The following is a 24061-nucleotide window of genomic DNA, read 5'->3' as shown; positions in this document are numbered from 1 at the left end:
GCGGTGACGACCCAGCGACTGCCCCTCGGTTCCTCGCACCACCGGCGCATCGTCGCGCTCGGTGGTGGTCACGGCCTGGCCGCGGCGCTGACCGCGCTGCGGCTGCTCACCGACAACGTCACCGCCGTCGTCACCGTCGCCGACGACGGCGGGTCGAGCGGGCGGCTCCGCGAGGAGTTCGACGTGCTGCCCCCCGGCGACCTGCGGATGGCGCTCTCGGCGCTGTGCGACGACAGCGACTGGGGCCACACCTGGCGCGACGTGCTCCAGCACCGTTTCGCCGGCACGGGGGACCTCAAGGGCCACGCGCTCGGCAACCTCATGATCGTCTCGATCTGGGAGCTGCTCGGCGACACGGTGCAGGGGCTCGACCTCGTGGGGCGTCTGCTCGGCGCGCGGGGCCGGGTGCTGCCGATGGCGGCCGAGCCGCTCGAGATCGTGGCCGAGATCCGCGGCCACGACCCGGCCCGCCCCGATGCCACGGTCGACGTGCGCGGACAGCACCGCGTCGCGTCGTCGCCGGGCATCGTGTCGTCGATCGGCATCGTGCCGACGTGTCCGGAGCCCTGCCACGAGGCGCTCTCCGCCGTCCGCGACGCCGACTGGGTCATGCTCGGACCCGGGTCGTGGTTCACGTCCGTCATGCCGCACCTGCTCGTGCCCGACCTCGTCGACGCACTCGTCTCGACGCCGGCCAAGCGACTGCTCAACCTCAACCTCGAGGTGCACAAGGGGGAGACCCGCGACTTCCGGGCCGAGGACCACCTCGCGTCCTTCGCCGCCAACGCTCCCGACCTCCGGCTCGACGTCGTGCTCGCCGACCCGAGCGTCGTCCCCGACGGTGCGTCGCTGCGGGCGGCGGCCGCCGAGCTCGGGGCCGAGCTCGTCGTCGCGCCGGTGGCGGCCCGGGGCGAGCCCGGGGTCCACGACCCGCTGCGGCTCGCGGCGGCGCTGCGCGACGTCATCTCCTGAGCTCGTGGCGCTGCCGTTCGCAGAGCGGGCCGGGGCTCCGGCGCGAGGGTGCTTGATCAGGGTGGCAGGATGTCGCCCATGGCCATGACAGCAAAGGTGAAGGACGAGCTCTCACGCCTCGAGGTGACCAAACCCTGCTGTCGCAAGGCCGAGGTCTCGACGATGCTCCGCTTCGCCGGCGGGCTGCACATCATCGGGGGACAGATCGTCGTCGAGGCCGAGCTCGACACCGCGAACGCCGCACGTCGCCTGCGCCGCAACATCGCCGAGGTCTACGGGCACAAGAGCGACGTGCTCGTCCTCGCCGCCGGCGGTCTGCGTCGTGGCTCGCGCTACGTCGTCCGGGTCGTCGAGGAGGGCGCCACCCTCGCCCGGCAGACCGGGCTCATCGACACGCGCGGGCGTCCCGTCCGCGGCCTGCCGCCCAAGGTGGTCAGCGCCGCGACGTGCGACTCCGAGGCCGCTTGGCGGGGCGCGTTCCTCGCGCACGGCTCGCTCACCGAGCCGGGGCGCTCGTCGGCGCTCGAGGTGACGTGCCCCGGTCCCGAGGCCGCCCTCGCCCTCGTCGGCGCCGCACGCCGCCTCGGCATCCAGGCCAAGGCCCGCGAGGTCCGCGGCGTCGACCGGGTCGTCATCCGTGACGGCGACGCCATCGGCGCGATGCTGACGCGTCTCGGGGCCCACGACGCCGTCATGGCGTGGGAGGAGCGGCGGATGCGCCGCGAGGTGCGGGCCACGGCCAACCGCCTGGCCAACTTCGACGACGCCAACCTGCGCCGCTCCGCACGGGCCGCCGTCGCTGCCGGGGCCCGGGTCGAGCGCGCCATGGAGCTGCTCGGCGAGGAGATCCCCGACCACCTGCGTGAGGCCGGGGTGCTCCGTCTCGAGCACAAGCAGGCCAGCCTCGAGGAGCTCGGCCAGCTGGCCAAGCCGCCGATGACCAAGGACGCCGTGGCCGGTCGCATCCGGCGCCTGCTCGCCATGGCCGACAAGCGGGCCGAGGAGCTCGGGGTCGCCGGCACCGACGCCAACCTCACGGCCGACATGCTCGAGAGCTGAACCGGGGCGTCCGACGCCGTCGCTCGGGTGCCCGCGCGGCGGGGGCGGCGCGTGCTGAGCGCGTGCTCACCAAGCCCTGAGACTGCCGCTTCGGCGTCGCAGGCTACGCACTAGGGTGTGGTGTGATCGAGGTCGCAACGGGGCGGCCCAAGGTCTGGCATTTTCGTCCGACACACAGTCTCACCGAAGAGGTGCACAGCAGTGACCGTTCGCGTTGGTATCAACGGCTTTGGCCGCATCGGCCGCAACTTCTTCCGCGCCATCGTGGCGTCCGGAGCCGACATCGAGGTCGTGGCCACCAACGACCTCATGGACAACAAGACCCTCGCCCACCTGCTCAAGTACGACTCGATCCTGGGCCGTTTCCCCGGTGAGGTCACCTACGACGACACGTCGATCATCGTCGACGGCAAGGCCATCCGTGTCTTCGAGGAGCGCGACCCCGCCAACATCGACTGGGCCGGCGTCGGCGCCGACATCATCGTCGAGTCCACCGGCTTCTTCACCGACGCCCAGAAGGCCAAGGCCCACATCGACGGTGGCGCCAAGAAGGTCATCATCTCGGCCCCGGCCAAGAACGAGGACATCACGATCGTGATGGGCGTCAACCACGAGCTCTACGACCCCGCCGCACACACGGTGATCTCCAACGCCTCGTGCACGACGAACTGCCTCGCGCCGATGGCCAAGGCCCTCAACGACGAGTTCGGCATCGTCAAGGGCCTCATGACGACCATCCACGCCTACACGCAGGACCAGAACCTCCAGGACGCCCCGCACAAGGACCTCCGTCGGGCCCGCGCCGCCGCCCTCAACATCGTCCCGACCACGACCGGCGCTGCCAAGGCCGTCGCCCTCGTGCTGCCCGAGCTCAAGGGCAAGCTCGACGGCTACGCGCTCCGCGTGCCGGTGCCGACCGGCTCGGCCACCGACCTGACCTTCGAGGCCGGTCGCGAGACGACCGTCGAAGAGGTCAACGCCGCCGTCAAGGCGGCCGCCGAGGGCCCGATGAAGGGCTTCCTCGTCTACACCGAGGACGAGATCGTCTCCAAGGACATCGAGACCGACCCCGCCTCGTGCATCTTCGACGCCGGTCTCACCAAGGTCATCGGCAACCAGGTCAAGGTCGTCGGCTGGTACGACAACGAGTGGGGCTACTCCAACCGCCTCGTCGACCTCGTCGCGCTCGTCGGCTCGTCGCTCTGAGCCACTCGGCCACCGCCCCCGGCGCTCTCCCGAGCACCCCGGGCGGTGGCCGCACCCTTGTCACCCGTGCCCGCCCCATTCCCAACTGACGAAGAGGCATCCCGCGTGAAGACCACCAGCGATCTCGGGGACCTGCGCGGCAAGCGCGTCCTCGTCCGGTCCGACCTCAACGTGCCGCTCGACGGCGCGACGATCACCGACGACGGCCGCATCCGCGCCTCGGCCCCGACGATCAAGGGCCTGGCCGACGCCGGCGCCCGCGTCATCGTCTGCGCCCACCTCGGCCGCCCCAAGGGCGCCCCGGAGGCCAAGTACTCCCTCGCGCCGGTCGCGCAGCGACTCAGCGAGGTGCTCGGCACCGACGTCGTCTTCGCCGACGACACCGTCGGTGACGACGCCAAGGCCAAGGCGGCGGCGCTCCAGGACGGCCAGGTGCTGCTCCTCGAGAACCTCCGCTTCAACGCCGGCGAGACCGCCAAGACCGACGACGAGCGTGCCGGCTTCGCGGCCGAGCTCGCTTCTCTCGCCGACGTCTTCGTCTCCGACGGCTTCGGGGTCGTGCACCGCAAGCAGGCCTCCGTCTACGACGTCGCGCGCCTGCTGCCGCACGCCACGGGCGACCTCGTCTCCACCGAGGTCGACGTCCTGCGCCGCCTGACGAAGGACCCCGAGCGCCCGTATGCCGTCGTCCTCGGTGGCGCGAAGGTGTCCGACAAGCTCGGCGTCATCGGCAACCTCCTCGGCACGGCGGACCGTCTCCTCATCGGTGGCGGCATGGTCTTCACCTTCCTCGCCGCGCAGGGTCACGAGGTCGGCAAGAGCCTGCTCGAGGCCGACCAGATCGACACGGTCAAGGGCTACCTCGAGCGGGCCGCGAAGGAGGGCGTCGAGATCGTGCTTCCGGTCGACGTCGTCGCCGCCGACGCGTTCAGCGCCGACGCGGCCCACGAGGTCGTCTCGGCCGACGCCATCCCGGCCGACCGGATGGGCCTCGACATCGGGCCCGCGTCGAGCGCGCTCTTCGCCGAGAAGCTCGCCGACTGCCGCACCGTCTTCTGGAACGGCCCGATGGGCGCCTTCGAGATGGAGCCCTACGCGGCCGGCACCAAGGCGCTGGCCCAGGCGCTCGTCGAGATCACCGCCCAGGGCGCCCTCACCGTCGTCGGTGGCGGCGACTCCGCCGCGGCGGTGCGCCAGCTCGGCTTCGCCGACTCCGACTTCGGCCACATCTCCACCGGCGGCGGCGCCAGCCTCGAGTACCTCGAGGGCAAGGAGCTGCCCGGACTCACCGTGCTCGAGGAGGGAGACGCCTGATGGCCAAGGACACCAAGCAGGTCGGGCGCGTCCCGCTCATGGCCGGCAACTGGAAGATGAACCTCGACCACCTCCAGGCGACGCACCTCGTGCAGAAGCTCGACTGGACGCTGCGCGACGCGAAGCACGACCACGCGGCCGTCGAGGTCGCCGTGCTGCCGCCCTTCACCGACCTGCGCTCGGTCCAGACGCTCATCGAGGGCGACAAGCTCGACCTCAGGTACGGCGCGCAGGACCTGTCGCCGCACACCTCGGGTGCCTACACCGGTGACATCTCGGGCGCCTTCCTCGCCAAGCTCGGCTGCACGTACGTCACCGTCGGGCACAGCGAGCGGCGCGAGGGCCACGGCGAGACCGACGCCCTCGTCAACGCCAAGGTCAAGGCGGCCTACGCCCACGGCCTGACACCGATCCTCTGCTGCGGCGAGGCGCTCGACGTGCGCAAGGAGGGCCGCCAGGTCGAGCACGTCGTCGCCCAGCTGCGCGAGAACCTCGACGGGGTGACCAAGGAGCAGGCGTCATCGGTCGTCATCGCCTACGAGCCCATCTGGGCCATCGGCACGGGCGAGGTCGCCACGCCCGACGACGCGCAGGAGGTCTGCGCGGCCATCCGCACGCTGCTCGCCGAGCTCTACAGCGGCGACGTCGCCGACGGCGTACGCGTCCTCTACGGCGGCAGCGTCAAGTCGGGCAACGTCGCCGCGATCATGGCCCAGGAGGACGTCGACGGCGCCCTCGTCGGTGGTGCGTCGATCGACCCGACGGAGTTCGCGTCGATCTGTCGCTACCGCGACCACGTCGGCACGTCCTGATACCTTCCCTTCGGCCGGACGGATCCCACGGGGCCGTTCGGCCGAAGGGCCCTCGGGCAGGTATCCTTACCCGAGCCCCGGAACACGCGGGGGAGTGGCCGTCCGGCCCGACGACCCCCGAGATCCCGACGATTTGGAGTGACCACGTGGATGCGGTTCGCATCGTGCTTCAGGTCCTGCTGGTGCTGTCCAGCATGGTCCTGACCCTCTTCATCCTGCTGCACAAGGGCAAGGGTGGCGGCCTGTCCGACATGTTCGGCGGGGGCATGTCCACGTCGCTCGGTGGCTCATCGGTCGCCGAGCGCAACCTCGACCGCTTCACGGTGGCCGTGGCGCTCGTCTGGGCGACGGCGATCATCGGTCTGGGCCTCCTGGCCCGTTTCGCGAGCTGAGAGAAGGAACAGATGGCCAGCGGTAACGCCATTCGTGGAAGCCGGGTCGGCGCCGGCCCGATGGGCGAGGCGGAGCGCGGCGACGCCGCCCCTCGCGTCCACATCTCCTACTGGTGCTCCAACGGGCACGAGACCCGTCCGAGCTTCGCCGAGGAGCCCGGCATGGTCCTGCCCGAGACGTGGGACTGCCCGCGATGCGGGTTCCCGGCCGGCCAGGACAAGGACAACCCCCCGGCCCCGCCGAAGGTCGAGCCCTACAAGACGCACCTGGCCTACGTGAAGGAGCGTCGCAGCGACGCCGACGGCGCCGCCATCCTCGACGAGGCCCTGAGCACGCTGCGCGAACGCGGCCTCATCCAGTGACCCCTCGGGTCACCGGTGGGTGACCTGACGACGAAGGGCCCGGGAGATCCTCCCGGGCCCTTCGTCGTGTCGTATGCCGTCCGGTGCCGCGCGGACGGCCGCGTCGGTCAGTCGAGGGCCGAGGCCGCGTCGGCGTCGACGAGCCACAGGGTCGCGTCCGTGCCGGCAGGTCCGGCCGCGGGGACGTCCCAGCGGTCCGCACCCGGGACGAGCGCGGTCTCGACCGCCTCGGCCTTGTCGGCTCCGGACACGAGGAACCACACCTCGTGGGAGCGCTCGAAGCACTCGAAGGTGAGGCTCACCCGGTCCGGTGGCGGCTTCGGCGAGTCGTGCACGGCGATCGCGATCGCGTCGGTCACTCGCTGGGCCGGGTGGTGCGGGAAGAGCGAGGCGACGTGACCGTCCGGGCCGACGCCGAAGAGCACGACGTCCCACGCCTTCTGGCCGTGCTCGCGGATCGTGCGGGCGTAGGCCACGGCGCTGGCCTCGGCGCTCTCCGAGGCGTCGGGACCGGCCACCCGGTGCACCTTCGCCGGGTCGAGTCCCAGCGCGCTGAGACCCGCCTCGTCGTTCTGGGTGTCGTTGCGGTCGGGGTCACCCGCCGGCAGGTAGCGCTCGTCGCCCCACCACACGCGTACCCGTGACCAGTCGACGGCCGAGCGGCCCGGCGTCGTCAGGACGGAGGCGATGATCGCCGATCCCATGGACCCGCCGGTGAGAGCCACCTGGGCCTCGGGATTGCGGGTCTGGGCGTCGATCAACGCGGTGACGAACCGGGCCGCGGCGGCGTCGGCCAGGGACTGCTTGTCCGGGTGGACGACGACGCGCGGCTCGGCGGTCACGAGGTCGCCGTCCCGCTCGCCGCCTTCGTGGCCGTGGTGGCCTTGCGAGCCGTCGCCTTGCGGGTGCCCGCCGTCGTCCGCGACGCGGCCTTCGTCGTGCTCTGGGCCGCGCCCGTCTTCGACGCACCCTTCGTCGCGGCGCTCCGGGTGGCCGACGTCGCGGCCGCCTTCGTCGTCGCCCGCTTGGCGGTGGCTTGCTTGGCAGTGGCCCGCTTGGCAGTCGCTGGCTTGGTCGGGGACGCCGTCCTGGCCGCCGTCGTGGCCGGGCTCGTCGACTCGGTCCCGGCCGCCTTCTTCCGGTTCTTGGCGGCTTGCTTCTCGCGGGGCGTCCGCTTGCCGGCGAGCTTGCGGACGGTGGCCGCGTGCACGTCGGCGGTCTCGGCGTGCTCGGGCGCCGGGGGAGCGGTGATCATCGCGCTGGCCTCCTGCGCCGACTCGTCGCGGCCGAGGCGGGCCGCGAGGCGACGCGACTCGGCGGGATCCGGAGCCTTGCCTGCCTTGGCCGCTGCGGCCGCGGTGAGGCGCACCGGCTGGAGCGCCGGGATGCCGTGCAGGAGCGAGTCCTCGTAGGCGTCGTCGGGGTCGAGGCGGCGCAGCTCGTCGGCCAGGCACTCGGGTAGTTCGCGTCGCGGCAGGCTGATCCGCCGGTCGGGCTGACCGGTCTGCGAGAGGGTGGCGACGTCGTCGCCGGGACGCACGAGGTCGATCGGACCGCTCTTGCGCTCGAGCCGCACCGAGCTGATCCCCGAGCCACGCGGTGTCGAGACCCGGTGCACGGGCACCTTGAGCCGCCGCGAGAGCCAGCCCGCGAGGAGGTCGGACGACGGCGAGTCGGGCGCACCGCTCACGACGGCGCCGGTGATCGGCTCGTAGGGCGGCTGGTCGAGCGCGGCCGCGAGCAGACCGCGCCAGCGGGTCAGCCGCGTCCATGCGATGTCGGTGTCGCCCGGCGCGTAGTTCGCCGCACGCTTCTTGAGCATGAGTCGCGGGTTGTGGTGCTCGGCGGCGTCGGTGATCCGACGCTGGGCCATCGCCCCGATGGGGTCCTTGGCGACGTCCGCGGGCGCCTGACCGGGCCACCACGCCACGATGGGGGAGTCGGGCAGCAGCAGCGGCACGACGACGCTCGGGCCGTGGTTGGCGAGCGCGCCGTAGAGCCGGAGCACGACGATCTCGCTCGCGCCTGCGTCACCGCCGAGGCGGATCTGCGCGTCGAGGCGGTTCTTGCCCCGCCGGTCGCCGGGGATGACGACGATGATGCGGCAGGGGTGCTGGCGGCTCGCCTGGTTGGCGACCTCGATGGCGTGCCCGGCGTCGGTGTCCTCGACGACGACGACGAGCGTCAGCACCCGCCCCAGGGCCAGCGCGCCGACCTCGTTGCGCAGGCGCACGAGGGTCTTGCTGATCCCCGTTGTCGTGGTGTCGGTCAGGTCGCGGATCACGGCATCCTCCACGTTCGTCCGTCGCGTTCGAGCATGTGGTCCGCCGAGGGTGGACCCCAGGTGCCTGCGGGATACTGCTCCGGCTTGCCGGCCTTGGCCCAGTGCTTCATGAGCGGGTCGAGGATGCGCCAGGACGACTCGACCTCCTCGTGCCGTGGGAAGAGCGGCGGGTCACCGAGCAGCACGTCGAGGATGAGGCGTTCGTACGCCTCGGGCGAGGCCTCGGTGAACGACGAGCCGTAGCCGAAGTCCATCGTGACGTCGCGGACCTCCATCTGGGCGCCTGGCACCTTGGAACCGAAGCGGAGCGTGATCCCCTCGTCGGGCTGCACCCGGATGACGATGGCGTTCTGGCCGAGCTCCTCCGTGGCGGTGTGCTCGAAAGGCAGGTGCGGCGCCCGCTTGAAGACGACCGCGATCTCGGTCACGCGCTTGCCGAGACGCTTGCCCGTGCGGAGGTAGAACGGGACTCCGGCCCAGCGGCGGGTGTCGACCTCGAGCGTCACCGCGGCGAAGGTCTCGGTGACCGACTTCGGGTCGACGCCGTCCTCGTCGAGGTAGCCGACGACCTCTTCGGCCCCCTGCCAGCCACCGGCGTACTGCCCCCGAGCGGCGCCCTTGTCGAGGTCTGCAGGGAGGCGGACCGCCGAGAGCACCTTCTCCTTCTCGGCGCGAAGGTCCTTGGCGTCGAAGGAGACCGGCTCCTCCATGGCCGTGAGAGCCAGGAGCTGGAGCAGGTGGTTCTGGATGACGTCGCGAGCCGCGCCGATGCCGTCGTAGTAGCCAGCCCGACCCGCGATGCCGATGTCCTCGGCCATGGTGATCTGCACGTGGTCGACGTAGTTCGCGTTCCAGACCGGCTCGAAGAGCTGGTTGGCGAAGCGCAGGGCGAGGAGGTTCTGGACCGTCTCCTTGCCGAGGTAGTGGTCGATGCGGAACACGGAGTCGGCGGGGAAGACGCCCTCGACGATCTCGTTGAGCTGCTGGGCGCTCTTGAGGTCGTGACCGAACGGCTTCTCGATGATGACCCGTCGCCAGCTGTCGCCCTCGGCGGTCGTCAGGCCGCATCGCTGGAGCTGTTCGCAGACCGTCGCGAAGAAGCCCGGCGGGATCGAGAGGTAGAAGGCGTGGTTGCCGCCGGTGCCGCGGTCCTGGTCGAGCTCCTCGACCGTCTTGGCGAGAAGGTCGAACGCCGCAGGGTCATCGAACGTGCCTGGCACGAAACGGAATCCTTCGGACAGGTTGCGCCACACGTCCTCGCTGAAAGGGGTGCGGGCGTGCTGCTTGACGGCGTCGTGGACCACTTGGCCGAAGTCCTGGGCGGCCCAGTCGCGCCGCGCGAAGCCGATGAGCGAGAAGCCCGGCGGCAGCAGTCCGCGGTTGGCGAGGTCGTAGATCGCCGGCATCAGCTTCTTGCGGGCGAGGTCGCCGGTCACCCCGAACAGCACGAGACCGCACGGTCCCGCGATACGGGGGATGCGCTTGTCCTCGGCGGTGCGCAGCGGGTTGTTCCCGTGCGCGATGCGTGCCGGGCTCATCCGCGACCTCCCGCCAAGAGCACCGCGCGCAGCTGCGCGAGCCCTGCGTCGTGGTCGGTCAGGTGCAGCTGCAGCACGGGACGACCGTGGTCGGCGAGGACGGCGGCGTCGCCGCCCGCCTGCGAGGCGATGAAGTCACCGAAGGTGAACTCGCGTCCGGGGATCGCGAGGTCCTCCTTGGGTGCCGTCGTGATCTGGAGGTAGACGCCCACCGCCGGGCCGCCCTTGTGGAACTGGCCGGTCGAGTGCAGGAAGCGCGGGCCCCAGCCGAACGTCGTCGGACGCTCCGTACGACGGGCGAGCGGGACGCGGCACTCGGCGAGGTCGGCGTCGGCCAGCCGGTCGAGGTAGGCCATGACGGCGACGTAGCCGTGCTCCGGGTCGAGCTGCGCGAAGAGCGCGTCGAGGGCCGCGGGCACGGTCCGTGCGTCGCCGAGCCAGTCGCCCGACCCACCGAGCGTGCGGATCTCGATGGCGCCGTCCGTCGCGGCGGGGTCCGTGCTCGAGCCGGTTCCCTGGTCGAGCAGGGCGCGGGCGGCCTTCTTGGCGCTCTCGACGTCGGGCTGGTCGAAGGGGTTGATGCCGAGCAGGCGCCCGGCGACGGCGGTGGCCACCTCCCACAGGAGCAGCTGGGCACCCAGGGCGCCGCCCACGCGTACCTCCGACGCGACGTCGCCCGACGGGGCCGCCTCGCTGTCGGCGTCCACGAGACGAGCCACGGTGACGTCGGCCGCGGGCCAGGCCACCTCGGGGTCCTCGTCCCCACCGGCGACGACCGGCAGGACGCCGGTGCCGTTCTTGCCGGTGGACTCGGCGATGAGCTGCTCGGCCCAGTCGGCGAACCCGACGATGCCGGAGCCGTCGTCGACGAGAACGAGCTTGTCGCGCAGGGGGTCGGTGCCCCCCATGGCGGCGCCGAGGCGCAGACCGGGGTTGGCGTCGTCGTCGGCGGCCAGCAGGTCGGCGACGGACTCGGCCTCGTCGAGGAGGGCCTCGACGTCGACGCCGGCGAGGCCGCTCGGCACGAGACCGAAGGCGGTCAGCGCCGAGTAGCGGCCACCGACGTCGGGGTCGGCGTTGACGACGCGGTAGCCCTTGGCGCGGGACTCCTTGTCGAGCGGGCTGCCCGGGTCGGTGACGATGACGATGCGCGACGCGGGGTCGATGCCGGCGTCGGCGAACGCCTGCTCGTAGGCACGGCGCTGGGAGTCGGTCTCGACCGTGGAGCCGGACTTGCTCGAGACGACGACCACGGTGTGGTCGAGGTCGTCGCCGAGGGCACGCCGGACGTAGTCGGGGTCGGACGAGTCGAGCACGACGAGCGGCTTGCCGGCCGTGGCGCAGATGACCTCCGGCGCGAGCGAGGAGCCGCCCATGCCGCAGAGCACGACGTGGGTCAGGCCCTGCTCGGCAAAGGAGTCGCGCAACGCCGCGATCTCGCCGACGAGGGGGCGCGAGGATCGCGGGAGGCCCACCCAGGACAGGCGGACCCGCGACTCGGACTCGGCGTCAGGACCCCACAGCGTGGCGTCCCGGGCGAAGAGGCGGCTCGCGACGGAGTCGTCGACGAGGCTCGGCACGTGCCTCCCGATCGCGTCCGCCGCTGCTCCTGCTGCGCTGACGGACAGCGAGCTCATGCCGTCACCTTCTCCATCTCCGCGGTGACGCCGTCCAACAGCTCGCCCCACGCCTTCTCGAACTTGTCGACGCCCTCGGTCTCGAGCAGGTCGACGACCTCGTTGTACGAGACACCGACGCCCTCGAGGTCGTCGAGCACGTTGCCGGCCAGCTCGTAGCCGCCGGTCACCGTGTCGCCGTGGATGTCGCCGTGGTCGGCGGTCGCCTCGAGCGTCTTGCCGGGCATCGTGTTGACGACGTCGGCGGCGACGAGCTCGGTGACGTACATCGTGTCGGGGTAGGCCGGGTCCTTGACGCCGGTCGACGCCCAGAGCGGGCGCTGCACGTTGGCGCCGGCCTCGGCGAGCGAGCCCCAGCGCGGCGTCGAGAAGACCTCCTCGAAGGCCTGGTAGGCGAGGCGGGCGTTGGCGAGGCCGGCCTTGCCCTTGAGGGCGCGGGCCTCGTCGGTGCCGATGGCGTCGAGCCGCTTGTCGATCTCGGTGTCGACGCGGGAGACGAAGAACGAGGCGACCGAGTGGATCGTCGACAGGTCGTGCCCGTTGGCGTGCGCCTTCTCGAGGCCCTCGAGGTAGGCGTTCATGACGGCGCGGTAGCGCTCGAGGGAGAAGATCAGCGTCACGTTGACGCTGATGCCCTCGGCGATGGTGGCCGTGATCGCCGGGAGGCCGGCCTTCGTCGCGGGGATCTTGATGAGGACGTTCGGGCGGGCCACGTCACCGTGCATCTGCTTCGCCTGCTCGACCGTCTTGTCGGTGTCGTGTGCCAGGCGTGGGTCGACCTCGATCGAGACCCTGCCGTCGACGCCACGTGTCGACGTGTAGAGCGGCAGGAAGAGGTCGCACGCGTCGCGGACGTCCTCCGTCGTCAGCTCGTGGACGACCTCCTCGACGTCCTTGCCGGCCTTCGTCAGGGCGGCCAGGTCGTCGTTGTAGCGGTCGCCCTTCGACAGCGCCGCCTGGAAGATCGAGGGATTCGAGGTGACACCGACGACGTTGCGCTCGGTGATGAGCTCGGAGATCTTGCCGGTCTCGATGAGCTCGCGGGAGAGGTCGTCGAGCCAGATGGAGACGCCTGCTTCTGAGAGCGCCTGGGTGTTCGGGTTGGTCATGCTGGTCACTTCCCCTTGCTCGTAGCGGATGCGGCGGCCGCGTGGGCGGCCTTGCCGCTGCCGGTCTGCGCGTCGCCACCCATGACGTCGGTGGAGGCGCTCTGGGCGGCGCGGGCCGGGTTGGTCTCGGTGACCCCCGGGGCCTTCGTCGCGGAGCCCTTGGCTGCCTTGATGGAGTCCTTCGCGGCCTTGACGACGGCGTCGGCGGTGATGCCGAACTCGCGGTACAGGGTGGCCTGGTCGGCGGAGGCGCCGAAGTGCTCGATGCTGACGATGCGCCCGGCGTCGCCGACGACGTCGTGCCAGCCCATCGAGATCCCCGCCTCGACGCTGACGCGGGCCCGGACCGCCGGCGGCAGAACCTTGTCCTGGTAGGAACGGGTCTGCTTCTCGAACCATTCCCGGCAGGGCATCGAGACGACGCGCGTCGCGATGCGCGACTTCTCGAGGCGCTCGGCGGCCTGGACCGCGAGCTGCACCTCGGATCCGGTCGCGACGATGACGACGTCGGGGTCACCGGCACGCGACTCCTCGACGAGGACGTAGGCGCCCTTGGCGACGCCGCTCACCTTGCCGTACGTCGAGCGGTCCCACGTCGGGACCGGCTGGCGCGTGAGGCAGAGGGCGGCCGGGCCGTCGGTCTTCGTCAGGATCTGGGCCCAGGCGGCGGCGGTCTCGTTGGCGTCCGCGGGGCGGACGACGTCGAGGCCGGGGATGGCGCGCAGGGCCGCGAGGTGCTCGATCGGCTGGTGCGTCGGGCCGTCCTCACCGAGGCCGATGGAGTCGTGCGTCCAGACGTACGTGACGGGCGCCTGCTGGATCGCGGCGAGGCGCACGGCGGGGCGCATGTAGTCGGAGAAGACGAGGAAGGTGCCGCCGTAGGGACGGGTCAGGCCCTCGAGCGCGATCCCGTTGAGGATCATGCCCATGCCGTTCTCGCGGATGCCGAAGTGCAGCGTGCGGCCGAACGGGCCGCCCTTCCACGTCGACGTCTGCTTCGAGCTGGGGATGAAGGACGGCTGTCCCTCCATCGTCGTGTTGTTGGACTCGGCGAGGTCGGCGGAGCCGCCCCAGAGCTCGGGCATGACGTCGGCGATGGCCGTGAGGACCTTGCCGGAGGCGGCGCGGGTCGCCACGCCCTTCTCGTCGGCGGGGAAGGTCGGCATCGCCTTGGCGAGACCCGCCGGGGCCTGGCCCGCGAGGATGCGGTCGAGCAGGGCCGCGCGGTCGGGGTTGGCCTTGCGCCACGCCTTGTACGCCTTGTCCCACTCGCGGTGGGCCGCCTTGCCGCGCTTGACGACGTCGCGGGCGTGCTTGAGGACCGCGGGCTCGACGGCGAAGGTCTTCTTCGGGTCGAAGCCGAGCAGCTCCTTCGTGCCGCTGATCTCCTCGTCGCCGAGGGCCGAGCCGTGGGACTTGCCGGTGTTCTGCTTCGTCGGCGCGGGCCACGCGATGATCGTGTGCAGCACGACGAGGGTCGGCTTGTCCGTCACCTTGTCGCCGGAGCGGATCGCGGCGAGCAGCGCGTCGACGTCCTCGACGTAGGTCGCGCCGTCGGCGTCCTTGCGCCAGTCGACTCGGGCGACGTGCCAGCCGTAGGCCTCGAAGCGCGCCGCGACGTCCTCGCTGAACGCGATGTCGGTGTCGTCCTCGATGGAGATCTGGTTGGCGTCGTAGACGACGGTGAGGTTGCCGAGCTCCTGGTGGCCGGCCAGGGCGCAGGCCTCGTGGGAGACGCCCTCCTGCATGTCGCCGTCGGAGGCGATGACGTAGACGTGGTGGTCGAAGGGGCTCGTGCCCGGCTTGGCGTCGGGGTCGAAGAGGCCGCGCTGGCGACGCTGCGCCATGGCCATGCCGACGGCCGAGGCCAGGCCCGAGCCGAGCGGGCCGGTCGTGATCTCGACGCCGGGGGTGTGGTGGACCTCGGGGTGGCCGGGCGTCAGCGAGCCCCACGTGCGCAGCGACTTGAGGTCGTCGAGCGAGAGGCCGTAGCCGCTGAGGTAGAGCTGGATGTACTGCGTGAGGCTCGAGTGCCCGCAGGAGAGCACGAACCGGTCGCGCCCGAGCCAGGCCGGGTCGGACGGGTCGTGCGTCATGACGTTCTGGTAGAGCAGGTACGCGAGCGGCGCGAGCGACATGGCCGTGCCGGGGTGGCCGTTGCCGACCTTCTGCACGGCGTCGGCGGCGAGCAGTCGCGTGGTGTCGACCGCGCGGACGTCGAGATCGCTCCAGCCGGCCTTCTTCGCCACGGGCAGCGGCAGACCCGGGTCGCGCTGTGCCAGCAGGCCCTTCGTCTTCGCGGTCCGCGTGGTGCCGGATCGGGTGGGCTTCTTCGCCTTCGTGGCGGTGCTGGACGCAGCAGTGGGCACGGAACGGGTCTCCTTCAACAAGGGTTGATCACGTACGGCCACGAGCCTAGTGCCCGCGCTGTGAGGGACGACACCTCGCCCGGCGGTCGGAACGGCCATCTGCAGGTGCGGTGCCGGCCGTCGGCGGCGACGGTCTAGACTTGCGACGCAATGCTCACGTACCCAGCGGGTCGGAGCGACGTACCAGCGGTGAGGATCTCAGTGACAACGGTGGACCCCCGCGCCGACCTCTCGGCGCTGCACGGTCCCGACGGCAGTGGGCTGAAGTTCCTCCTCGGACAGTACGTCTCGCTGATGAAGCCGCGGATCATCGAGCTCCTCCTCATCACCACCATCCCCGTGATGTTCCTGGCGGAGCAGGGCGTGCCGGACCTCTGGCTCGTCGTCGTCACCGTCGTCGGTGGCACGCTGTCCGCCGGTGCGGCCAACACACTCAACTGCTACATCGACCGCGACATCGACGCCGTCATGCACCGCACGAGTCGTCGGCCTCTCGTCACCGGCACGGTCAGCCCACGGGGCGCCCTCGTGTTCGGGGTGGCGCTGGCGGTCGGATCGACCGTCTGGCTGGGCCTGCTCGTCAACTGGCTGAGCGCCTGGCTCGCCCTCGGTGCGCTGCTCTTCTACGTCTTCGGCTACACGCTGCTGCTCAAGCGCCGCACGGCCCAGAACATCGTCTGGGGCGGCGCCGCCGGCTGCATGCCGGTGCTCATCGGCTGGTCGGCCGTCACCGACTCGCTCAGCTGGTCGGCGTTCATCCTCTTCATGGTCATCTTCTTCTGGACGCCGCCGCACTACTGGCCGCTGTCGATGCGCTACAAGGACGACTACGCCACGGCGCACGTGCCGATGCTTCCGGTCGTCGAGCGCTTCGTCGTCGTCGCGCGCCAGATCGTCGCCTACTCGTGGGCCATGGTGCTGACGTCACTGGCGCTCGTGCCGCTCCAGCAGGTCGGCTGGGTCTACACCACCGCTGCCGTGGTCGCCGGGGCGCTCTTCCTCACCGAGGCGCACCGCCTCCTCGTCAGGGCGAAGGCCGGTGCGGCCGAGGACGTCCTCAAGCCGATGCGCCTGTTCCACTTCTCGATCACGTACCTCACGATCCTCTTCGTGGGAGTCGCGCTCGACCCCATCTGGCACCTGCCGCTGCCGTTCTTCTCCTGACCGGGGACGCCACACCCATGGCGTATGCGGTGTGGCGCGGTCAGAGGGTCGGCATGCCGTCCTCGAGGTAGAGCGTCCCGCCGTCGTGCGCGTGCAGCGCGTCGAGCAGCCGCTCGTTGTAGGCGGCGACCCGCCCCGCCCAGTCCCCGGGGCCGGCCCAGTGGACGCCGAGGATCTCGCGCTGCTGCAGGTGCGCCCGCTCGACGACGTCGGCGTCGACGGTGCCGAGGTCGAAGACGAAGACCGTCGCGTCGCCCCATCCGTGCAGGGCGGGGAGCCAGTTGACCGCGAGCAGCGGCCCGGCCGTGACGCTGATGTCGAGCTCCTCGCGGACCTCGCGGACGACGCACGCGGCGGGGGACTCGTGCCGGTCGACGACGCCGCCGGGGAGGTCCCACTCGCGCTTGTAGACGAGCTCGCACAGCAGCAGGTGGCCCGCAGGGGAGCGCAGCACGCCCTGGGCGATGGCGCGCTTGGTCGGGAGGGTCGAGTCGAGCATCGCCGTGAAGCCCTCACGGGTGTCCGGGTGCGCGTCGTCGCGCCGCCGCCCGAGCACGAGGGTGTCCTGGCGCACGCCGGCGAGGGTCGCGTTCCCGCGCAGCCGTCCCTCCCGGCGCAGCCCGGCTCGCAGGGCGGTGCGCACGGAGGCCCGGTTGTCGGGGTTGACGTGCGCCTCGACGCGCTCGAGGTCGAGTGCGTCGAAGGCCCACTCGACGAGGAGGCGCACGGCCCGCCACGCGAGACCCTGTCCGCGGTAGGGGGCGAAGACCGCCCAGGACAGGACACCGACACCGGGGTCCTGCACGCGGACGTCGACAATGCCGGCGGCCCGCCCGCGCCACTGCACGAGGTAGGTGACCTTGGACCGGTCGGACCACTCGGTGTGGGTGCGCTCGATCCAGGTCCGGTGCTCGTCGGCCGGTGGCTCGACGGCGGGGAAGTCGAACCACCGGGCGATCTCGCGGTCGTGGAGGGGCCGGGTCTCGTCGCTGTCGTCGATCGTCCACGGCCGCAGCACGAGCTCGCCCTCACGGAGCGTCGGCTGGTCGGTCACCTCCCCAGCCTAGGGATGACCGCCGGGCACGGGCTCGCCGAGGGGGCCGGCGAGGGGCAGGGCCAGCTCGAACCGGCACCCGGGACCCGCGTTGGCCACGGTCACGTCACCCCCGTGGGCCCGGGCGATCCCGCGCGCGACGGCGAGACCGAGGCCGGCGCCCACGCCCGCGGCCGGCGTCCGCGCACTCGTCCCGCGCCAGCCCGGGTCGAAGAGCCGGCCGAGCTCGTCGGGAGGTATGCCGCCGCAGCCGTCCGCGACACTGACGCGGGCCACGTCGTGGTCGGCGGTGAGGGAGATGTCGACCCGGCCGCCCGGGTCCGTGTGCCTCAGCGCGTTCGTCACGAGGTTGGCGAGAGCGCGTGAGAGCTCACCCGCGTCGGCCGAGGCCGTGACGGACTCGGCCGGGGCGGAGCCGCCCACGTGCACCCCCCGGCGATCCGCGAGGACGCGTGCTGACGCGAGGGCGTCGGAGACGAGGTCGCCGAGGTCGACGGGGGCGCGATCGAGTTTCAGCGTGCCGGACTGGAGCCGCGACAGCGCGAGGAGCCCACCGACCATGTCGGACATGCGGTCGGCCTCGGACCGGATGCGTGCGGGATAGCTGCCGTCGGCGGGCGCGTGGCCGTCCTCGATGGCCTCGGCCATCGCGCGGATGCCGGCGAGCGGGGTGCGCAGGTCGTGCGACACCCAGGCGACGAGCTCGCGGCGGCTCTCCTCGACCTGTCGGTCGCGGTCGCGCTCGGCGGCCTCCTCGGCGGAGGCGCGCATCAGCTCCTGCACGCGCCGGGCGATGAGCCAGCCGAAGACCGCCGCGATGGGCAGGGAGGTCGCCGTCACGACGAGGACGACGGCCTGGTCGTGCTCGTTGATGAACATCGCGTGCGCCGTCACGACCACGCCGAGGGCGACGCTGAGGATGACGACGACAGGTGCCAGCACGGCGGCGGCGACGAGCGAGCGGGCGGCGAGCGCCCGGACGACGAGCGCCCCGACCGTGCCGACGGCGACCGCCGCGAGCGCAGCGAGCAGGGCTGCCTCGGCGATCACGTCCCGGCCGCCGTCGCGGGGGCCGCGCCGTCCCACCGGTAGCCGACGCCCCACACGGTCTGGAGCCGGACGGGCCGCGCCGGGTCGGTCTCCACCTTCTCGCGCAGTCGGCGGACGTGGACCGTGACCGTCGACTCGTCGCCGTACTCCCAGCCCCACACCTGTTCCATCAGCTCGCGTCTGGAGAACGCGGTGCCCGGGTGGGCCATGAGGTGGGCGAGGAGGTCGAACTCGCGGCTGGTCAGGGCGAGCAGACCGTCCGCGAGCCAGGCCTGGTGGCGTCGGGTGTCGACGCGCAGGTCGTCGTCGACGAGCGTCGCGGCGGGCGGTGCGGCGGGCGGTGCGGCACGGCGCAGGATCGACTGGATGCGCAGCACGAGCTCACGGCTGCTGAACGGCTTGGTCACGTAGTCGTCCGCACCGATCTCGAGGCCGAGGACGCGGTCGGACTCCTCGCCCCGGGCGGTCAGCATGACGACCGGCAGGTCGCCGCGCTCGGCGCGGAGCCGGCGGAAGACCTCGAGACCGTCGAGACCGGGGAGGGTGAGGTCGAGCACGACGAGGTCGGGGGAGCGGTCGCGGGCCACGGACATCGCCGCATGGCCGTCCTGCGCCTCGAGGACGTCGAGCCCGGCACGGGTCAGGTAGCCGGACACGACCTCGCGCAGGGTGGGGTCGTCGTCGACGACGAGGACGGTGGGCACGTCCCCAGCCTAGGCAGCGACGGGCCGTCGGCGACGGCGAAAGTCCTTGCGGTCCGGTGACGTCGGCGGACGGTCGTCAGACCGGATGGCGCCTTGTCGCGAGGACGCCGAACGTCAGGGCGACGACGAGCAGGCTGGCCCCGAGCATGTGGAGCAGCACGAGCAGCTCGGGCAGCTTCGTGAAGTACTGGACGTAGCCGATGAGCCCCTGCGCGAGGGTGACGACGAGCACCACGGTCCAGGCGCGGCGGGCCTCGTCGGTGGTCGCCGTGATGCTCACGGCGACGAGGGTGGCGATGACGAGACCGCAGAAGAGCATGACGGCGTCGGCGTGCATCCACGAGACGAACCGCGGGTCGAAGCCCGTGCGCGCGGGCCGGTCGGCGTCGCCCGAGTGCGGCCCCGAGCCGGTGACGATCGTGCCGAGGAGCAGCACGACTGCGCCGACGGCGCTCGTGCCGAGGGCGAGCGTCCGTGCGAGCGGGTGCACGACGAGCTCACCCGGGCCCGAGACGTCGTCTCGGGCGCCGCGCACGAGCATGGTCGACAAGGAGACGAGGACCATCGAGAGGAGGAAGTGCGACATGACGGTCCACGGGTTGAGCCCCGTGAGGACGGTGATGCCGCCGAGCACGGCCTGCGCGGGGATGCCGGCGAGGACGCCGATGGCGACCCGGTGCAGCCGCCGGCGCTCCGGCCAGTGCGTGAGCACGACCCACAGCGAGGCGAGTGCGAGCACCGTGACGACGCTCGTCAGGGTGCGGTTGCCGAACTCGACGAGGTCGTGGAACTCGCTCTCGGGCGTCCGGACGGGGGTGAACGAGCCGGGCTGGCACTCCGGCCAGGTGCTGCACCCGAGACCGCTGCCCGTGAGGCGCACGATGCCGCCGGTGACGACGATGCCGACCTCGCCGACGAGGTTGGCGAGCAGCAGGGGCCGCACCCAGCTGGGCCGGACGGCGGGGAGGCGACCGGTGGCCCGGGCGAGACGGCTCGCGCCGGTCACGGGGGCGTCGTCGGTCACGGGAGGCGTGGAGGACACCCCGCAAGGGTATGCCGCCGAGCCGGGTCTCCCCGCATCGCCCCGTGTCGTCGGGACCCTGAGGACGGGCCGTGGCCCGGCCGGGGCCGGGGCACGCGTGGCCGGGTCAGGCCAGGCCGTTCCAGACCACCAGGGATCCCGCGTGACCGGCCAGCACGACGGTGATGATCGCGGCCACGGCGGAGAGCACGACGAGCGTGCCGATGAGCACGTCGAACGCGTGGCCTTGCGGTGACTCCTCCTCGGGCGGTCGGACGAACCACAGGGCCAGGAGGGTGAGGACCATGAAGAGCACGCAGATGAGCTTGGCGCGGTCGCCCCACTCGGTGTGGTTGCGCAGCAGGTCGAAGTCCGTCGTGCTGGCACGCACCTGCGACACCCGGCGCTGCAGGGCCTCACCGCTCTCGGCTGCGACGAACGCCGAGACACCCGAGATGACGGCACCGGCAGCCGTCGGCCAGCGCAGCAGCCGCCGCCACCCGGGGCGCACCACGTAGGCGATCGCGCACAGCGCGGAGAGGGGGACCAGGACGACGACCGCGTGGATCACGAGGGCGTGCATCGGAAGACCGAAGATGTAGTCGAACACGTCGCCTCCAGGCCGGTCGGGGTCGTGGGGTGTGGTGCGGCTTCGTCGTGCGGTCGTGCGGTCGTGCTGTCGTGCGGTCATGCGGTCGTGCGGTCGAGCGGTTGGGGAGATGGAGCGGTGGTGCTGCGGCCAGTCTCGTCCGCTCAGTCGTCGAAGCGGAAGAGACGCGCCGCGAGAACCGTTGCGACCACTCCCCACGCGAGGACGACCCCGAGCGCGAGCAGGTTCAGCGTCCCGTCCACCAGGGCCGACCTGAGCCCGTCCGCCAGACCCGCCGACGGCAGGAAGGCCACGACGTGCGACACCCCGGGCGGCAGCTCGCTCCGCGGGACGACGACACCGCCGACCGCGAGGAGCAGCACCCACACGAGGTTGGCGATCGCGAGCACCGCCTCCGCCCGCAGGGTGCCGGCGAGCAGGAGGGCGAGGGCCACGAAGGCCCACGTGCCGAGGACGACGAAGAGGACGGCATACGCGATCCCGGCGACCTCCGGTCGCCACCCGAGCGCGAGACCGAGCACGGCGATGACCGCGATCTGGATCGCCTCGACGGCCAGGGTCGCCGCCACCTTGGCTGCGACGAGCCCGCCGCGCCCGAGCGGGGTGACGCCGAGGTAGCGCAGCACGGCGTAGCGGCGGTCGAAGCCGGTCGAGATGGCCTGGGACGTGAACGCGGCCGAGATGACGCAGAGCGCGATGATGCCCGGTGTCGCCACGTCGATGCGCGTGCCCGGGCCGAGCGACGGCGACGTCGTGACGCTGAGACCGACGAGCGCCAGGGCGGGCAGGACGAGCGAGACGAGCAGCTGTTCACCATTGCGCAGCAGGCTGCCGACCTCGAAGCCGGCCTGGGCGAGGACCCGACGGCGCGGAGCGGCCGCTCCAGCGGCGGTCGGCGTCGTCGGGGTGGCTGAGGTGCTCACGCGGCTCCCTTGCGGGTCAGGCTGAAGTAGACGTCCTCGAGGGAGCGGCCGCCGGTCACCGAGGCCGGGGTCCCCTCGGCGACGGTGCGTCCCGCGTTCATGATGACGAGGTGGTCCGCGAGACGCTCGGCCTCCTCGAACGAGTGGGTGGTCACGACGACGGTCGTGCCGGCGTCACGCTGCTCGGCCACGAGCTCCCACACGTCGAGCCGTCCGTGCGGGTCGAGCCCGGCCGCCGGCTCGTCGAGGAAGAGCACCTCGGGGCGCCCGAGCAGCGACGCCGCGAGGGCGAGGCGCTGCTTCTGGCCACCTGAGAGGCGACGCACCGTCGTCGAGGCGAAGTCCGTGACGCCGAGCCGCCGCGCGACGGCGTCGACGTCGAGCGGGTCGGCGTAGAGGCGGGAGAGGTGGTGGAGCAGACGCAGCGGCTTCGTTCCGTTGGGCAGACCGCCCGCCTGGAGCATGACGCCGACGCGGGCGCGGTGGTCGGCGTCCGCCTGCCACGGGTCGGTGCCGAGGACGCGCACCGTGCCGCCGTCAGGCCGCCCGAGACCGACCGCGCACTCGATGGCGGTCGTCTTGCCCGCACCGTTGGGACCGAGCACCGCGGTGATGCGGCCGGCGGGGGCCGTCCACGTCAGGCCGTCGAGGGCACACACCTGACCGAAGGTGCGGTGGAGGTCGGACAGTGTCACCGCATCGGTCATGGCTCATGAGTCTAGGCTCGGTGCCGACGACCCCGGTCACCGCACCTCGGTCGCCACCGGCGTACCCCTCACGCCGTCTCTGCTCCGCCCGCCCCACTCGACCTGCTCACCACACTCGACCCTGACGGAGACCCCGACCCGTGAAGATCGACCCAGCCGCCAAGCCCTTCACCGCGATGGCCGCCGTGCCCACGGTGATCGCCGCGCTGGCCCGCCGACCGCGCACGACCGCCGCCCTCGGCCTGCTCACTGCGGGGGTGACCCTCTTCTTCCGCGACCCGGACCGCACCCCGGACCGTTCGCCCGTGTCCGACCCCGACGTAGTGCTGGCCCCGGCCGACGGGATCGTCATGCACGTGGGGGAGCCGCAGCCGGGCATCGCCCCGCCCGGTGAGTGGCAGCAGGTCAGCATCTTCCTGTCGCTGCTCGACGTGCACATGAACCGCTCGCCCTACGGCGGCCGCGTCATCGACGTCACCCACACGCCGGGCCGCTTCCTCGCCGCCTACCGCGCCGAGAGCGCCACGAAGAACGAGCGCAGCGAGATCATCGTGGAGCGCGTCGTCGCGGGCCGCCCGCGCCGCATCGTCTACCGCCAGCTCGTCGGCCAGCTCGCGCGCCGCATCGTCACCCGCATCGAGCCCGGTGACGAGATCGGCACCGGCGAGCGCATGGGCCTGATGAAGTTCGGTTCGCGCATGGACGTCTTCGTGCCGCCGGAGGTGCAGCTCGAGGTCAGCAAGGGCAAGCGCGCCATCGGTGGGGAGACCGTGCTGGGCCGCTTCCCCGCGGCGGACGCCTCGTGAGCGGCGACGCGGCCTCCGCCTCCGACGATCGGCCCCGCCGGCGCGACCGCGTGAGCCGGCGCATCCGGCTCGTGTCGGCCACCGGCGCCCGGGTCATCCCGCTCGACCGGCTCAACCCGCGCGTCCGTGCGCGGGCGACCCTTCCCAGCCTCTTCACGCTCGGCAACATGCTGTGCGGCTTCTCGTCGGTGCTCCTGTCGTTCCAGGGGCACTTCCGCGCGGCCGCGGTGCTCGTCGGCATCTCGATCGTCCTCGACATCTGCGACGGCGCGGTGGCCCGTGCCGTCGGTGCCATCACGCCGTTCGGCCTGCAGTTCGACTCCCTCGCCGACCTCATCTCGTTCGGGATCGCACCCGCCGTGCTCGTCTACACGTGGGCGCTGCCGGCCTACCCGGTCTGGGCCTGGGCCGGGGCGATGTTCTGGCTCGCCTGCGCGGCCTACCGACTGGCCCGCTTCAACGTCACCATCGACCCGCTGGCCGACAAGCGCTACTTCGTCGGTCTCGCGAGCCCCGGTGCCGCGGGCGTCGTCATCTCGACGGTGCTCGCCATCGGCGAGCCCCTCTACGACTGGGCGCCCCTCGTGCCGGTCGCGGCCGGGGTGGTCCCGGCCGCGCTCATGGCCTCGTCGTTCCGCTTCCGCTCCTTCCGCGACCTGCTGTCGCCGCGCCACCTGCGGATCACGATCCCCCTCGGCATCGTCATCGCGCTGGGGCTCGCGCTCTTCCCCGGCGCGACGGGCATGGCGCTCGCGTACGGCTACGTGCTCACCTGCCCCCTGGGCTGGGTCACGGCCCCGCTGCGGAGGCGCTGGTTCGGGGAGGACGCCGTCGCGCCGCCGCGCACGCGGATGCCATCGGTCATCATGCCGCCCGACCTGGATGACGACGACGATGACGACGGGGACGACGACGCCGATCGCGCTACCTGGCGGTAAGGACGACCTAACTGGAGTCGCAGCCCTAA

At 72.0% G+C, this 24061-nt stretch carries 23 protein-coding genes; 10 read left to right on the top strand and 13 right to left on the bottom strand.

Annotation, left to right across the window (positions count from 1 at the left end; translation table 11 throughout):
- Window positions 1-3 precede the first annotated feature (3 nt).
- From AC1DW8_RS01515 to AC1DW8_RS01485, 7 genes are all read left to right on the top strand, one after another.
- Window positions 4-972 (top strand): gluconeogenesis factor YvcK family protein, encoded by a 969-nt coding sequence (locus AC1DW8_RS01515; RefSeq protein ID WP_056777740.1) that lies wholly within the window; start codon window positions 4-6, stop codon window positions 970-972.
- A 78-nt stretch (window positions 973-1050) separates the two neighbouring features.
- Window positions 1051-2031, top strand: coding sequence for a DNA-binding protein WhiA (whiA, locus tag AC1DW8_RS01510; protein ID WP_028785583.1), 981 nt, complete (start codon window positions 1051-1053; stop codon window positions 2029-2031).
- A gap of 201 nt (window positions 2032-2232) precedes the next feature.
- Window positions 2233-3237, top strand: a complete 1005-nt coding sequence (gene gap / locus AC1DW8_RS01505) for a type I glyceraldehyde-3-phosphate dehydrogenase (protein WP_056776721.1) — start codon at window positions 2233-2235, stop codon at window positions 3235-3237.
- Window positions 3238-3342: 105 nt separating this feature from the next.
- Window positions 3343-4551: a phosphoglycerate kinase gene (locus AC1DW8_RS01500; RefSeq protein ID WP_056826980.1), complete on the top strand. Its 1209-nt coding sequence runs from the start codon at window positions 3343-3345 to the stop codon at window positions 4549-4551.
- On the top strand, window positions 4551-5363 hold the full coding sequence (tpiA, locus tag AC1DW8_RS01495) for a triose-phosphate isomerase (protein WP_478091353.1): 813 nt from the start codon (window positions 4551-4553) through the stop codon (window positions 5361-5363). The genes AC1DW8_RS01500 and tpiA overlap by 1 nt, the downstream gene beginning before the upstream one ends.
- Before the next feature lie 146 nt (window positions 5364-5509).
- Window positions 5510-5755, top strand: a complete 246-nt coding sequence (gene secG, locus AC1DW8_RS01490; RefSeq protein ID WP_020144105.1) for a preprotein translocase subunit SecG — start codon at window positions 5510-5512, stop codon at window positions 5753-5755.
- A 12-nt stretch (window positions 5756-5767) separates the two neighbouring features.
- On the top strand, window positions 5768-6118 hold the full coding sequence (locus tag AC1DW8_RS01485) for an RNA polymerase-binding protein RbpA (protein ID WP_081633871.1): 351 nt from the start codon (window positions 5768-5770) through the stop codon (window positions 6116-6118).
- Between the two features lie 107 nt (window positions 6119-6225).
- Here AC1DW8_RS01485 and pgl read toward each other — a convergent pair whose 3' ends face one another.
- From pgl to tkt, 6 genes are read right to left on the bottom strand one after another with little or no spacing between them, the layout of a single operon-like run.
- On the bottom strand, window positions 6226-6960 hold the full coding sequence (gene pgl / locus AC1DW8_RS01480; RefSeq protein ID WP_056826982.1) for a 6-phosphogluconolactonase: 735 nt from the start codon (window positions 6958-6960) through the stop codon (window positions 6226-6228).
- On the bottom strand, window positions 6957-8402 hold the full coding sequence (gene opcA / locus AC1DW8_RS01475; RefSeq protein WP_200959166.1) for a glucose-6-phosphate dehydrogenase assembly protein OpcA: 1446 nt from the start codon (window positions 8400-8402) through the stop codon (window positions 6957-6959). Before opcA ends, pgl begins: the two co-directional genes overlap by 4 nt.
- Entirely contained in the window at window positions 8399-9940 is a 1542-nt protein-coding gene (zwf, locus tag AC1DW8_RS01470; protein WP_478091350.1) for a glucose-6-phosphate dehydrogenase, read from the bottom strand. The genes opcA and zwf overlap by 4 nt, the downstream gene beginning before the upstream one ends.
- Window positions 9937-11577 (bottom strand): glucose-6-phosphate isomerase, encoded by a 1641-nt coding sequence (locus AC1DW8_RS01465; RefSeq protein ID WP_478091348.1) that lies wholly within the window; start codon window positions 11575-11577, stop codon window positions 9937-9939. Before AC1DW8_RS01465 ends, zwf begins: the two co-directional genes overlap by 4 nt.
- Entirely contained in the window at window positions 11574-12686 is a 1113-nt protein-coding gene (gene tal / locus AC1DW8_RS01460) for a transaldolase (protein WP_056827044.1), read from the bottom strand. Before tal ends, AC1DW8_RS01465 begins: the two co-directional genes overlap by 4 nt.
- Window positions 12687-12691: 5 nt before the next feature.
- Window positions 12692-15055 carry a transketolase gene (gene tkt, locus AC1DW8_RS01455; RefSeq protein WP_056826984.1) on the bottom strand — a complete coding sequence of 788 codons (2364 nt, stop codon included), beginning with the start codon at window positions 15053-15055 and terminating at the stop codon, window positions 12692-12694.
- 189 nt (window positions 15056-15244) lie between these two features.
- Here tkt and AC1DW8_RS01450 point away from each other — a divergent pair, with 189 nt between their 5' ends.
- Window positions 15245-16219, top strand: a complete 975-nt coding sequence (locus AC1DW8_RS01450) for a heme o synthase (protein WP_478091345.1) — start codon at window positions 15245-15247, stop codon at window positions 16217-16219.
- 40 nt (window positions 16220-16259) lie between these two features.
- Here the strand turns inward: AC1DW8_RS01450 and AC1DW8_RS01445 are convergent, their stop codons facing one another.
- The 7 genes from AC1DW8_RS01445 to AC1DW8_RS01415 all read right to left on the bottom strand — a co-directional run bounded on the left by AC1DW8_RS01445 (window position 16260) and on the right by AC1DW8_RS01415 (window position 22288).
- Window positions 16260-17273 (bottom strand): NUDIX hydrolase, encoded by a 1014-nt coding sequence (locus tag AC1DW8_RS01445; protein WP_478091343.1) that lies wholly within the window; start codon window positions 17271-17273, stop codon window positions 16260-16262.
- A 9-nt stretch (window positions 17274-17282) separates the two neighbouring features.
- Window positions 17283-18323, bottom strand: a complete 1041-nt coding sequence (locus AC1DW8_RS01440; protein WP_478091342.1) for a sensor histidine kinase — start codon at window positions 18321-18323, stop codon at window positions 17283-17285.
- Window positions 18320-19027, bottom strand: coding sequence for a response regulator transcription factor (locus AC1DW8_RS01435; RefSeq protein WP_478091341.1), 708 nt, complete (start codon window positions 19025-19027; stop codon window positions 18320-18322). Before AC1DW8_RS01435 ends, AC1DW8_RS01440 begins: the two co-directional genes overlap by 4 nt.
- A 76-nt stretch (window positions 19028-19103) precedes the next feature.
- Window positions 19104-20033 (bottom strand): COX15/CtaA family protein, encoded by a 930-nt coding sequence (locus tag AC1DW8_RS01430; RefSeq protein WP_056826988.1) that lies wholly within the window; start codon window positions 20031-20033, stop codon window positions 19104-19106.
- A 142-nt stretch (window positions 20034-20175) separates the two neighbouring features.
- On the bottom strand, window positions 20176-20658 hold the full coding sequence (locus AC1DW8_RS01425) for a DUF2231 domain-containing protein (RefSeq protein ID WP_056776754.1): 483 nt from the start codon (window positions 20656-20658) through the stop codon (window positions 20176-20178).
- Window positions 20659-20801: 143 nt separating this feature from the next.
- Window positions 20802-21581 (bottom strand): ABC transporter permease, encoded by a 780-nt coding sequence (locus AC1DW8_RS01420; RefSeq protein ID WP_478091339.1) that lies wholly within the window; start codon window positions 21579-21581, stop codon window positions 20802-20804.
- Window positions 21578-22288, bottom strand: a complete 711-nt coding sequence (locus AC1DW8_RS01415) for an ABC transporter ATP-binding protein (protein ID WP_478091336.1) — start codon at window positions 22286-22288, stop codon at window positions 21578-21580. Before AC1DW8_RS01415 ends, AC1DW8_RS01420 begins: the two co-directional genes overlap by 4 nt.
- 140 nt (window positions 22289-22428) lie before the next feature.
- Between AC1DW8_RS01415 and AC1DW8_RS01410 the strand changes: the two genes are divergently transcribed.
- Together AC1DW8_RS01410 and AC1DW8_RS01405 are read left to right on the top strand one after the other, a co-directional pair.
- Complete coding sequence (locus tag AC1DW8_RS01410; protein ID WP_056776764.1) at window positions 22429-23094, top strand: phosphatidylserine decarboxylase; 666 nt, start codon at window positions 22429-22431, stop codon at window positions 23092-23094.
- The gene (locus AC1DW8_RS01405) at window positions 23091-24032 is read left to right on the top strand and encodes a CDP-alcohol phosphatidyltransferase family protein (protein ID WP_056826991.1); all 942 of its coding nucleotides are present in this window, start codon (window positions 23091-23093) and stop codon (window positions 24030-24032) included. The genes AC1DW8_RS01410 and AC1DW8_RS01405 overlap by 4 nt, the downstream gene beginning before the upstream one ends.
- Window positions 24033-24061: the final 29 nt, after the last annotated feature.

It is taken from the genome of Terrabacter sp. P2_E3, assembly GCF_056403915.1.
Note: the sequence above shows the minus strand (reverse complement) of the source record. Positions and strands in the feature narration are given on the sequence as shown.

Coding starts and splice junctions, on each gene's coding strand:
- zwf (WP_478091350.1), bottom strand. CDS start 9,940: ATGAGCCCGGCACGCATCGCGCACGGGAACAACCCGCTGCGCACCGCC.
- AC1DW8_RS01465 (WP_478091348.1), bottom strand. CDS start 11,577: ATGAGCTCGCTGTCCGTCAGCGCAGCAGGAGCAGCGGCGGACGCGATC.
- AC1DW8_RS01485 (WP_081633871.1), top strand. CDS start 5,768: ATGGCCAGCGGTAACGCCATTCGTGGAAGCCGGGTCGGCGCCGGCCCG.
- tal (WP_056827044.1), bottom strand. CDS start 12,686: ATGACCAACCCGAACACCCAGGCGCTCTCAGAAGCAGGCGTCTCCATC.
- AC1DW8_RS01415 (WP_478091336.1), bottom strand. CDS start 22,288: ATGACCGATGCGGTGACACTGTCCGACCTCCACCGCACCTTCGGTCAG.
- tpiA (WP_478091353.1), top strand. CDS start 4,551: ATGGCCAAGGACACCAAGCAGGTCGGGCGCGTCCCGCTCATGGCCGGC.
- whiA (WP_028785583.1), top strand. CDS start 1,051: ATGGCCATGACAGCAAAGGTGAAGGACGAGCTCTCACGCCTCGAGGTG.